A 12,683-nucleotide genomic window follows, 5' to 3' on the forward strand; every position below is an offset into this window, starting at 1 on the left:
GCTCCGCTTGCCCCCCGGCCGGCGCAAAATTCTCCCCCGGGGGTTGCCAAAAAACCCCCCCCTCTTTCCGCCGGGGTGCTACCCCCCCCCCGCCCCCCCCCCCAAATGGGGGGGGGGCGGTCCAGTCAAGGATGATTATCAGTCCTTGGAGACGAAGCGGGACGGATGGATGTCCATCACATTGTCATCGAAGCCATGCAGCTTCGAGGAGACGATATCGTGGAAGCTGTAGTAGAGAAGCGGAATGTTGCCGACGTCATCGACAAGGATGCGCTCGGCCTCAGTGAGGTCCTTCATGCGCTCTTCCGGCTTGCCGCCGGCAGCCGCGGCCTTGTCCATGGCCGCCTCATATGCCGGGCTGACGTAGTTCGAATAGTTGTTGCCGCTGGCCTTGCGGGTGATGCCGAGGAAGGTCTCGGGATCCTTGTAGTCGGCGATCCAGGCGGCACGCGCCACGTCGTAGTTGCCCTTCTGCTCGAGGAAGGAATAGTGGGTCTTGGTATCGGTGTTGAGCAGCGTGATCTCGACGCCAAGCGGCTTCAACTGTTCCTGGATGGCAACCGCGGTGTTCTTGTGGTTTTCCGAGGTGTTGTAGCGGATCTCCATCTTCAGCGGATGCTCGGGCGTATAGCCGAGTTTCTCAAGGATCTTCTTGGCGGCGTCCTCGCGGTCGATCTGCGGCATGTCGGCGTATTTGGCCATTGCCGGCGTGTAGCCGGCGATGCCCGGAGGCACCATCGAATAGCCAGGCAGCATGGAATTCTGCCAGACCTTTTCGGCCAGGAAGTCGCGGTCGATAGCCATCGAGATGGCGTTGCGCAGCTCGACATTGTCCCAGGGCGCCTTGTCGGTCTTGATCGCGTAATAATAGGTGCCGAGATACGGTCCGACGCGGACCTGATCGCCGAACTTGGTCTTGAGGTCAGCGAGCTGTTCGGTCGGCAGGTCGCCGTAGCTGTCGAGTTCGCCGGCCTCGAAGCGCTTCATCGCCGAAGAGCGGTCTTCGGTCGGGATGTAGTTGACGACGTCCATCTTGACGGTCGCGGCATCCCAGAATTTCGGATTCTTGACCAGCTTCATGTGGTCGTTGGGAATCCACTCGGCCAATGTATAGGCGCCGTTCGAAACGAGATTGCCCGCCTTGATCCAGTCGGCGCCGAGCTTGTCGATCGAGGCCTTGTTGACCGGGTAGGTAGCCTGGTGGGTCAGCATCTCCAGGAAGTATGGCGTCGGCGCCTTCAGCGTCACTTCCAGGGTGTTGGCGTCGATCGCCTTGACGCCCATGTCCTCGGGCTTGCCTTTCTTGGTGTTGACTTCCTCGGCGTTCTTCACGGGATAGAGCATGGAAGCGTATTCGGCGGCGGTCGCCGGATCCTCCAGCCTACGGAAGGAATAGACGAAGTCGTCCGCCGTCACCGGGCTGCCATCCGACCACAAGCCGTCCTTGCGCAGCTTGAAGGTGTAGACGGTGCCGTCATCAGATACCGTCCAGCTTTCGGCGGCGCCCGGGATGAGGTTCGTCTTCTGATCGTGCATGACCAGTCCCTGGAACAGGTCGCGTATGATATCGGCTTCGTAGACGGTCGAGGTCTTGTGCGGATCGACCGTCTCCGCTTCGGCGGCGCTGCCTCTGTTATAGACGGTCTCGGCAAGGACCGGCGTCAGGAACGTGCCTGCGGCAAAGGTCATGGTCGCGGCGACAAGCGTCGCCTTCAGCATATTTTTCAGCATGAAGTCTCTCCCTGTGGCGCTGCCCATCGGCTGCGCCTTACGAGTGTTGACGCCCCGGAACCGATTTCTGGCCCCTTCGAGCGCGCCGCCGGTTCCCGTTCCGGCAGCTGGTGGCAGGAGACTAGACAGACGGAAATATTATTTCAACCGAGTCTTGCTTGACGCTAAGTGAGCATCCTCACCCTAAACCAGCCATAGCTAATCTATATTACAAGGTCCAATTGGATGCAACTTGTGGTTGTCCTGTAACTTTGGGTTTTGCCCTCAGCAGTTGTCATTAGCGCAACCATCTGGAACATTTCAGGAATGCCGTTCGTGGCCAAGCCCGACGAAAGTACCGAAGAAGCCCGAAAATGAAAAACGTGGCGCCGGTGGCGTTGCACGGATCACTCGGCATGGTTGCATGCGGACACGATCTTTGTTGACGCCGGACGGCGTCCCTGAAAGATCAGCCTACCTTGCCGACAAACCAGCCCAGGGCCTGCAGCGACAGCCCCTCCTCCTGCAGGACGGCACCGCCACCCAGAGCGATCGCCTCGACAGGCTGGAGATCCGGCGGCAGTGGCCAGTCGGCCGGCTTGTCGGCGAAATTGAAGACGCAGAGCAATGTCTCGTCCTCGCCCTGCCGGATGAAGGCAAGGACATCGCCGTCGGTATCGAGAAAGCGGATCGGGCCCTTGACCAGCGCCAGATGCGCCTTGCGCAAGGCGAGCATCGTCCGGTAGCCGGCGAGCACGGACTTGTCGTCGGCGTTCTGGATATCGACCGCCCGAGCGCGGTGGCTTTCCGGCACCGGCAGCCAGGGTTTTCCCGAGGAAAAACCGGCATTGTCGGCGCCCGCTTCCCAGACCATCGGTGTGCGGCAGCCGTCCCTGCCCTTTACCCCCGGCCAGAAACGGATGCCGACAGGATCGCGCAGATCCTCGAAGGTCAGTTCCGCCTCCTCCAGCCCAAGCTCTTCGCCTTGGTAGAGACAGATCGAGCCCCGCAGGCAGGAGAGCAAAGCGATAGCGAATGTCGCCACCGCATCTGGATCGCCGCCCGGCCGCGTCCAGCGGCTGACATGGCGCACGACATCGTGGTTGGAGAACGCCCAGCAGACCCAGCCGTCGGCGACAGCTGCCTCGAAGGCCTCGACACAGCCGCGCACATGGGCGGCTGAGAATTGCTGACCGAGCAGGTCGAAGGTGTAGCACATGTTGAGCTTGTCGCCGCCGGATGTGTAGGCGGCCAGCGTCTGCAGCGAACGGCCTTCGTCGCCGACCTCGCCGACACTGGCGCGGCCGTCATATTCGTCGAGCAAAGCGCGGAAGCGCCTGAGGAAACCGAGGTTTTCCGGTTGCGTCTTGTCGAACAGATGCTCCTGGAAGAGATAGGTGTTGGTTTCGCCATTGGTGCCGGCGACGCTCGACGCCAGCGGCGGATTGCTGCGCAGCCAGCGGTCGTGGACATAGTAGTTGACCGTATCCAGGCGGAAGCCGTCGACGCCGCGCTCGAGCCAGAACCGCACCGTCTGCAACAACGCGTCTTGAACCTCAGGATTGTGGAAGTTGAGGTCCGGCTGCGAGGCGAGGAAATTGTGCATGTAGTATTGCCGGCGGGTCGCGTCCCACTCCCAGGCCGGGCCGCCGAAGACCGACAGCCAGTTGTTGGGCGCGTTGCCGTCCGGCCTGGTGTCGGCCCAGACATACCAGTCAGCCTTGGGATTATCCTTGCTGGCACGGCTCTCTACAAACCATTCGTGCTTGTCGGAGGAGTGCGACAACACCTGATCGATGATCACCTTCAGGCCGAGCCTGTGCGCCTCGGCAACCAGCGCGTCAAAGTCGTCGAGCGTGCCGAACATCGGATCGACCGCCTGATAGTCGGAGACGTCGTAGCCCATATCGGCCATTGGCGATTTGAAGAAGGGCGACAGCCAGACGGCGTCGACGCCGAGCAAGGCGACGTGCGCCAGCCGTGAGGTGATGCCTGAGAGGTCGCCGCTGCCGTCGCCGGTGGTATCCTGGAAGGAGCGAGGATAGATCTGGTAGATGACGCAGCCGCGCCACCAGTCGGCGCTCTGTTCGGGTCCCGGCTGGGCATTGTCGTCGGCCATCACGGACCCTTCCTGGCGCGGGCCTTTGCGGTCCGGCGCTCGATCATGAAACTGACACTGCGGCCGGGCAGCGGCCACGCGAGGTCGACCGCTTGCGGTTCAACAGCCGGCTGCCATTCAAACCCTTGCCGCGCGGGCAGCGTGAAGACGCATTGGCGGCGATCGCCATTGACGATCACAGCCAGGCGGCCCTCCCCGCGGTCGCCGAGCAGCATGACGAGGCGATGGCGCGAGCCATCGTTCCAGTCGGCTTCGCCGAGCGGCGCGCCGGTCTCGGTCAGCCAGGCGACGTCGGGCACATCAGAACCGGCCGGCGGCTCTCCGGTCAGGAAGCGCGTATCGGAAAGCGCCGGCACCGCGCGGCGCAGAGCTGCGAGCGCCGACACATGGGCTTCCAGCCCGACGTCGCGCCCGGCCCAGTCGAGCCAGGTGATGGCGTTGTCCTGCGCATAGGCGTTGTTGTTGCCCCCTTGCGTGCGGCCGAATTCATCGCCCGCCGTCAGCATGATGGTGCCGCGCGAGGCGAACAGAGTGGCGAGCAGCGCGAAGCGATCATGGGAACGGGCCTCGGCAATCGCCTTGTTCGAGGTTTCGCCCTCGACGCCGTTGTTCCAGGACAGGTTCTCATTGTGGCCGTCGCGGTTCTTCTCGCCATTGGCCTGGTTGTGCTTGGCTTCATAGGCGACGATATCGGCCAGCGTCATGCCATCGTGTGCGGCGATGAAGTTGACCGTGCGGCTGGCGGATTGGCCCTCCCTGCCGAACACATCGGAGGAGCCGGCGAGCCTTGTCGCCAGCGCACCGACCGCGCCGGCATCGCCGCGCCAGAAGCGCCTGACGTCGTCGCGGTAGCGGTCGTTCCATTCGAGGTAAGGCGGCCGGAAATTGCCGAGCTGATAGCCATTCGGGCCGATGTCCCACGGCTCGGCGATCAGCACCCTGTCGGCAAGCAGAGGATCGCCAGCGATGGTCTCGAGCAACGGGGCCGCCGGATCGAATACGCCAGCGACGCGGCCGAGGACCGGCGCCAGGTCGAAGCGGAAACCGTCGACGCCGGCATGGCGGACGAAATGGCGTAGCGTGTCGAGTACCATGTCGCGAACGACCGGATGGTCGCAGGCAATGGTATTGCCGGTGCCGGTATCGTTGGCCAACCTGCCGTCCGGCTCGCTGCGGTAGTAGGCTTGATTGTCGAGGCCGCGCAGCGACAGCGTTGGCCCGAGCCGGTCACTTTCGCCGGTATGATTGAAGACGAGATCGAGGATGGTGCCAATGCCAACCCTGCGCAGCACCCCCACAGTATCGCGCAACTCGGCGAGGCCGCCGGGCGCCAGGCGCGGGTCGAGCGCCATGAAGGTGACTGGGTTGTAGCCCCAGGCATTGCTGAGGCCCAGCGGCGGCAAATGGCGCTCATCGATCCATGCCGTCACGGGCATCAGCTCAACGGCGGAGACGCCGATCTTTCTGAGGTGTTCGAGGATGGCCGGATGCGCAAGTGCCGCAATGGTGCCGCGCTGCGCTTGGGGCACGTCCGGATGCAGCCTGGTGAAGGAGCGGACGTTGAGTTCGTAGATCAGGCCGCCTGGCTGGAACAAAGGCGGCTTGGCCGGCAGCGGCTTCGGTTGAGCCCGCGCGATGGTCTTCGGCATCAGTGGCGCGGTGTCGGCGCCTTCGTTGCGCCGGGCGGCAAGCCGCCAATGATGCTGGTAGGGCCGGTCGATCTCGACGGCGTAGGGATCGGTGAGCAGCTTGTCGGGATCGAACCACAGCCCGCGCTCCGGCGCATATTCGCCGTCGGCGCGAAAGCCGTAGCGCGCACCCGCGGCAAGGCCGGCGACGAACAGCGCATGGATGCCCTCGCTTTCCGGCTGGAGTTCGAGCCGGTCGATTTCGTGGGCGCCAGTGTCGTCGAAGATCGACACCCAGAGCCGCCGCGCCGAGGACGACCAGGCGGCAAAACCGATGCCTTCGGGAGTGACCGTTGCGCCGAGTTGGGTCATCGGCGCATCCTCCACCCTCCCCCATGTGGGGAGGGTCGCGAACGAAGTGAGCGGGGTGGGGGTCGGCGCGAGGAAAGCGCTTTACGAGCCCACCCACCCCGATCCGCTGCGCGGATCGACCCTCCCCACAAGGGGGAAGGTAAAGACGCCACCACCCTCAAGTAATCACGCTCGGCTTGTTGCGTCCGGTGTGGCTCTTGATCCCGGCGATATCATCGGCAGCCGCAATCAGGTCGGCGAGCGCCTCTTGCGTGTCGAGGTCATGCCGCGCTCTGTCCGGCTCGTAACGCTCGATGTAGACGCGCAGCGTAGCACCCGACGTGCCGGTGCCAGACAAACGAAACACGACACGCGAGCCGCCTTCGAACAGGATGCGGATGCCCTGGTTCTTGCTCACCGAGCCGTCGACCGGATCGTGATAGGCGAAGTCGTCGGCATTGGCGATCTTCAGTCCGCGCACGCTGGTGCCGGGCAGCGAAGCGAGCTTGGCGCGCAACTCGTCGACCAGGGCGTTGGCGCGCTCGGTTTCGACCTCCTCATAATCATGACGTGAATAGTAGTTGCGGCCGTAGGTCGCCCAATGTTCGGTAACGACGTCCTTGCAGCTTTCGCCGCGCACGGCCAGGATGTTCAGCCACAACAGCACCGCCCACAGCCCGTCCTTTTCACGGACATGGTTCGAGCCGGTGCCGGCGCTTTCCTCGCCGCAGATCGTTGCCATGCCGGCATCGAGCAGATTGCCGAAGAACTTCCAACCGGTCGGCGTTTCGTAGATGCCGATGCCGAGCTTTTCGGCGACGCGGTCGGCCGCGCCGCTGGTCGGCATCGAGCGGGCGATGCCTTTGAGGCCGTCCTTGTAGCCGGGCGCCAACTGCGCATTGGCGGCAAGCATGGCCACCGAATCCGACGGGGTGACGAAAATGCCCTTGCCGATGATGAGATTGCGGTCACCGTCGCCGTCGGAAGCGGCGCCGAAATCGGGCGCATCCGGTCCCATCATCTCGTCATAGAGATGCTTGGCGTGGACCAGGTTCGGATCCGGGTGATGGCCGCCAAAATCCGGCAGCGGCTTGTAGTTGCGGCAGGTGCCATTCTCCGCGCCGAGCCGGCGCTCGAGGATTTCCTTGGCATACGGGCCGGTGACCGCATGCATGGCGTCGAAGCGCATGCGGAAGCCGTATTTGAAATTGGCGCGGATGGCGTCGAAGTCGAACAGGCTCTCCATCAATTCGGCATAGTCGGTGACCGGGTCGATAATCTCGACCGCCATGCCGCCGGCGGTCACCGTGCCGATCTTGTCGATGTCGATCTGGTCGATGTCGGCGGTCTTGAAGCTCGAAATCGTCTTGGTCTTTTCGAAGATCGCGTCGGTCAGCTTTTCCGGCGCCGGGCCGCCATTGCCGGCATTGTACTTGATGCCGAAATCCTCGTGCGGGCCGCCCGGATTGTGACTGGCCGACAGGATGATGCCGCCGAAGGTCTTGTATTTGCGGATGACATGCGACGCCGCCGGCGTCGACAATATGCCGCCCTGCCCGACCATCACCTTGCCGAAGCCGTTGGCCGCCGCCATGGCGATGGCCTTCTGGATGACCTCGCGGTTGTAGAAGCGGCCGTCGCCGCCGATCACCAGCGTCTTGCCCTCAAAGCCCTCCAGCGCGTCGAAGATCGACTGGATGAAGTTCTCGGCATAGTGCTCCTGCTGAAAGACAGGCACCTTCTTGCGCAGGCCGGACGTGCCGGGTTTCTGGTCGAGATAGGGTTTGGTGGCGACGGTCCGGATCATGCTTCAGGCAACCCTTTTCGAAAGCAGCAGGCGGTAGAGTTCAACGTATTTGTCGGCGCTCTTGTCCCAGGAGACATCGGCCTTCATGCCCTGGCGCTGGATCTGTTCCCAGACGGCCGGGCTCGAATGCGCATCGACCAGCCGGCGGATGGCGTGCAGCATGGCGCCGCCACTATTGGGCGCGAACTGGAAGCCGGTGGCGACACCGGCCGAGATCGCTGCTTCATTGGCGTCGATGATGGTGTCGGCAAGGCCGCCGGTGCGGGCGACGACCGGCACGCAGCCATAGCGTAGGCCGTAAAGCTGGGTCAGCCCGCAAGGCTCGAAGCGCGACGGGATGACGATGGCGTCGCAGCCGCCCTGCATGGTGTGGGAAAGCCCCTCGTCATAGCCGACGACGACGCCGACACGGCCGCGATGGCGGGCGGTGGCAGCCAGCAGCGCGCCTTCCAGGCCGGCGTCGCCTGAGCCGAGGATCGCCAGCCGCGCGCCGGTGGCGACGACGCCGTCGACCACAGCCGCCAGTATGTCCATGCCCTTCTGCCAGGTCAGCCGGCTGACGACGCAGACGATCGGACTGTCGTCGCGCTCGAGGCTGAAGCGGTCCTCGACAACCGCCCGGTTGGGAAGCCGAGCCTTGAGCGTCGCGGCGGAGTAGGCCGACACCAGATGCTTGTCGGTCTCCGGGTTCCAGATGTCGGTGTCGATGCCGTTGACGATGCCGTAGAGGTCGGAAGAGCGCATGTTGATCAGGCCGTCGAGGCCCATGCCGAATTCCGGCGAGCGGATTTCCTGGGCATAGGTGGGGCTCACCGTGGTGATCGCCCAGGCCGCCTGCAGGCCGGCCTTGAGGAAGCCGACGCCGCCATAGTATTCTACGCCGTCGAGCACCATCGCCGCGGCCGGCAAGCCGAGCTCGCCAAAAATGCCGGCGCCGAACTGACCCTGGAAGGCAAGGTTGTGAACCGTGATCAGCGACGGCACGCCGACCGCCTTGCCGTAGCGCATATAGGCCAGCGTCATCGCCGACTGCCAGTCATGGGCGTGGACGAGATCCGGCTGGTAGCCGGAAATGGCGCCGCCGGCGATATCGCCACCGACCTGGCTCAGCGCAGCAAAACGCCGCCAATTGTCGGGCCAATCGGCGCCGGCCGCATTGCCGTAAGGGCCGCCGGGACGATCGTAGAGATGCGGCGCGTCGAGCACGAACAGGTCGAGCCCGGCGATCTTGACGGCATGGACCGAAGCCTTGCCGCCCTGCAGCAGCGGGTATTGGTAGACAGCCTTCTTTTTCTTGAAGGCGTCCATCACCTGGGGAAAGCCGGGGATGAGCGTGCGCATGGTCACGCCCCTGGCGGCCAGCGCGATCGGCAATGCGCCGGTCACGTCGGCAAGTCCGCCGGTCTTGATCAGCGGGAATATCTCGGGCGTGACCGACAGAACCTGCATGCGTTTATGGTACCCCGTCTTACAGCTTCAGCTTGTCGATCATGTCCTGCGTGACCAGGCAGATGCCCTTTTCCGAAACCCGGAAACGCTTGGCGTCGAGAACAGGGTCTTCGCCAACCACCAGCCCTTCCGGTATCCTTACACCGTGGTCGATGACGACGCGCTTCAACTTTGCGTTCCGGCCGACATGAACGTCGGGCAGCATGACGACCTCTTCCAGCGTCGAATAGGAGTTGATGCGCGCGCCGGTGAAGATCAGACTGCGCTTCAGCGAAGCACCCGAGACGATGCAGTCGCCTGAGACCAGCGAGGAGACGGCCGAACCGCGCCGGCCATCCTCGTCATGCACGAACTTTGCCGGCGGCTTCAATTCGGCATAGGTCCAGATCGGCCAGTCGCGGTCGTAGAGGTCGAGTTCGGGAGTGATGTCGGTCAGGTCGATATTGGCTTCCCAGTAGGCGTCGACCGTGCCGACATCGCGCCAATAGGCTTCGTTCTCGGCCGTCGAGCGCACGCAGGACTTGGCGAAACGGTGCGCGATCGCCTTACCGTGCTGGACGATGTAGGGGATGATGTCCTTGCCGAAGTCGCGGCTCGAACCCGGCTCGGCCGCATCGCGGCGCAGCTGTTCCATCAGGAACTTGGTCTTGAAGACATAGATGCCCATCGAGGCCAGCGCGAATTCCGGCTTGTCGGGAATGCCGGGCGGGTCGGCGGGCTTTTCGACAAAGGCGATGATGTTGTCCTTGCCGTCGACATGCATGACACCGAAGCCGGTCGCTTCCAAGCGCGGCACTTCAAGGCAACCGACAGTGACATCGGCATTGGCATCGACGTGCTGGCGCAGCATCAGCTCGTAGTCCATCTTGTAGATGTGGTCGCCGGCCAGGATGACCATGTATTCGGGGCCATAGGCCTCGATGATGTCGATGTTCTGGTAGACGGCGTCGGCCGTGCCTTCATACCACTGCGTTTCCGAGACACGCTGGCTGGCCGGCAGGATGTCGAAGCTTTCGTTTCGCTCCGGGCGCAGGAAGTTCCAGCCGCGCTGCAGGTGGCGGATCAGCGAATGCGCCTTGTACTGGGTGGCGACACCGAGGCGACGAATGCCGGAATTCAGCGCATTGGACAGCGCGAAATCGATGATGCGCGTCTTGCCGCCGAAATAGACAGCCGGCTTGGCGCGGCGGTCGGTCAATTCCTTGAGTCGGCTGCCGCGGCCGCCGGCCAGCACATAGGCCATGGCATCGCGCGCCAGCGGCTGGGTTCTCTTCAAGTCTGCCATTTTTACCCTCCCAAATTACCAGTCTGGAGCATCGCCCGGTCCGCAACGAGTCGACGGACCTAATCCGAAACGAGTTGACGGACCTAGTCCGCAACGAGTTCAAGCATGATCGTCGACAGCGGCGGCAAAAGCATCGTTGCCGAAATGCCTCCTCCTTCCGCCCTGGCTTCGACCACACCGCCATTGCCCTTGCCCGAACCACCGTAGTCCGAAGCGTCGGTGTTGATGATTTCGCGCCATTTGCCGACCTTGGGCAATGGCACGCGATAATTGTCGCGCGGCACTGGCGTGAAGTTGGAAATGACGGCGATCGGGTTGCCGCCGGGCGCGCTGCGCAGCCAGGCGAAGACCGAATTTTCCTTGTCGTCGACGATCAGCCAGGAGAAGCCGTCCGGCTCGCAGTCGCGTGCATGCAGCGCTGGGCGCGAGCGATAGAGATAGTTGAGGTCGCGCACCGTCTGCCAGACGCCGCGATGCGGGTGGAAGTCGAGCAGGTTCCAGTCGAGCGCGCGCGCCTCGCTCCACTCGCGGCGCTGGGCGAATTCCTGGCCCATGAACAACAGCTTCTTGCCGGGATACCCCCACATGAAGGCGTAAAAGGCGCGCAAAGTCGCGAACTTCTGCCAGTCGTCGCCGGCCATCTTGCCGAGCAGCGTGCCCTTGCCGTGCACGACCTCGTCATGGGACAGCGGCAGCACGAAATTCTCGGAGAAAGCGTAGGTCAATCCGAACGTCAGGTCGTTGTGGTGGTGCTTGCGGAAGATCGGCTCCTTGGCGAAATACTCCAGCGTGTCGTGCATGAAGCCCATGTTCCATTTGAAGCCGAAGCCCAGCCCGCCTTCATGCACCGGCGCCGAGACCTTCGGCCATGAGGTCGATTCCTCGGCGATGGTCATCACGCCGGGATGGTGGCCGTAGACCTCCTTGTTCATCTTCTGCAGGAAGGACACCGCTTCGAGGTTTTCGCGGCCGCCCTTCTCGTTGGGGATCCATTCGCCGGCCTTGCGCGAATAATCGAGGTAGAGCATCGAGGCCACCGCATCGACGCGCAAACCGTCGACATGGTATTTCTCGGCCCAGAACAGCGCGTTGTTGACGAGGAACGACACCACCTCGCTGCGGCCGAAATTATAGATCGCGGTGTTCCAGTCGGGATGAAAACCCTTGCGCGGATCGGCATGCTCGTAGAGTGCGGTGCCGTCGAAATTGGCGAGGCCATGCGCGTCGACCGGGAAATGCGCCGGCACCCAGTCGAGGATGACGCCGACGCCGGCGCGGTGCGCACCGTCGACGAAACGGGCGAAGCCGTCGGGGTCGCCGAAGCGCGCCGAGGGGGCATAAAGTCCGGTTGTCTGATAACCCCATGACGGGTCATAGGGATGTTCGGAGATCGGCAGGAACTCGATGTGGGTGAAGCCAGTCTCGACAGCATAGGGGATGAGCTGGTTGGCGAGTTCGTCCCATGACAGGAAGCTGCCATCATCGTGCTGCTGCCACGAACCGGCATGGACCTCGTAGATCGATATGGCTTCGCGCCGCGGATCGGCCTTTCGCCAGTAATTGCGATGCGCCTCGTCGCCCCATTCATGCGCCGGCGGCACCGCCGTCACCGATGCTGTGGCCGGGCGTAGTTCAGACTTGAAGGCGAACGGATCGGCCTTGAGCGGCAGGCGCACGCCGTCCGGGGCAATGATCTCGTATTTATAGGGGTGGCCGGCGCCGATATCGGGAATGAACAGCTCCCAGATGCCGGTGTCGCGGCGGTCGCGCATCGTATGGCGGCGGCCGTCCCATTCGTTGAAGTCGCCGACCACGGAGACGCGCCTTGCATTGGGCGCCCAGACGGCGAAATGGACGCCCGACGCGCCTTCATGGTCGAGGAGATGGGCGCCGAGCTTGTCGAACAGCCTGAGGTGCGACCCTTGCGCGATATAGTAATCGTCCATCGGGCCGAGCACCGGGCCGAAGGAATAGGGATCGGTCAGCCACCAGTCGCCGCCGGCATTTTTGGCGTGATAGCGCAGCGGCTGACGCTTCTTGATCGACAGTCTGCCTTCGAAGAAACCGGCGTCGTCGCGCCGCGTGAGTTCGCCGGCGTTCTTGCCGGCCAGCGTGTATGCGGTGACGAACTCGGCATTGGGGACGAAGCAGCGGGCAACCAGGCTCTTGCCGGCATCATGCACGCCCAGGATTGCAAAAGGATCGCCATGCGTGCCTGCAACAATTGCGGCGACATCGCCGGCTGACGCCAGCCCGTCCGACCCGCTCGTCGTCGCGGTCGCGCGCGGTTTCTTCATCAGGCGGTGTCCCTCCCTGGGAACCAGTTCTTGTGCA

General features: G+C 63.4%; 6 protein-coding genes and 1 pseudogene. All 7 read right to left on the reverse strand.

All coding sequences use genetic code 11. From position 1 onward, the window contains the following. Positions 1-390: 390 nt before the first annotated feature. A pseudogene (locus NKI64_RS07940) lies at positions 391-1,758 on the reverse strand (peptide ABC transporter substrate-binding protein); the annotation flags it as partial. 421 nt (positions 1,759-2,179) lie between these two features. Continuing rightward, positions 2,180-3,829, reverse strand: coding sequence for a beta-galactosidase BglA (gene bglA / locus NKI64_RS07945; RefSeq protein ID WP_352667434.1), 1,650 nt, complete (start codon positions 3,827-3,829; stop codon positions 2,180-2,182). Beyond that, positions 3,829-5,829 (reverse strand): glycogen debranching protein GlgX, encoded by a 2,001-nt coding sequence (gene glgX / locus NKI64_RS07950; protein ID WP_352667437.1) that lies wholly within the window; start codon positions 5,827-5,829, stop codon positions 3,829-3,831. The genes bglA and glgX overlap by 1 nt, the downstream gene beginning before the upstream one ends. Before the next feature lie 157 nt (positions 5,830-5,986). Next, on the reverse strand, positions 5,987-7,615 hold the full coding sequence (locus NKI64_RS07955) for an alpha-D-glucose phosphate-specific phosphoglucomutase (RefSeq protein WP_352512842.1): 1,629 nt from the start codon (positions 7,613-7,615) through the stop codon (positions 5,987-5,989). A 3-nt stretch (positions 7,616-7,618) separates the two neighbouring features. Continuing rightward, on the reverse strand, positions 7,619-9,064 hold the full coding sequence (gene glgA, locus NKI64_RS07960) for a glycogen synthase GlgA (protein WP_023824220.1): 1,446 nt from the start codon (positions 9,062-9,064) through the stop codon (positions 7,619-7,621). A gap of 19 nt (positions 9,065-9,083) precedes the next feature. After that, the gene (glgC, locus tag NKI64_RS07965) at positions 9,084-10,349 is read right to left on the reverse strand and encodes a glucose-1-phosphate adenylyltransferase (RefSeq protein ID WP_023715696.1); all 1,266 of its coding nucleotides are present in this window, start codon (positions 10,347-10,349) and stop codon (positions 9,084-9,086) included. An 83-nt stretch (positions 10,350-10,432) separates the two neighbouring features. After that, the gene (gene glgB / locus NKI64_RS07970) at positions 10,433-12,646 is read right to left on the reverse strand and encodes a 1,4-alpha-glucan branching protein GlgB (protein ID WP_352667441.1); all 2,214 of its coding nucleotides are present in this window, start codon (positions 12,644-12,646) and stop codon (positions 10,433-10,435) included. Between the last annotated feature and the right edge of the window lie 37 nt (positions 12,647-12,683).

Origin of the sequence: Mesorhizobium sp. M0478 (assembly GCF_040321305.1) — a bacterium.
In the GTDB taxonomy this organism is placed as follows: Bacteria; Pseudomonadota; Alphaproteobacteria; order Rhizobiales; family Rhizobiaceae; genus Mesorhizobium.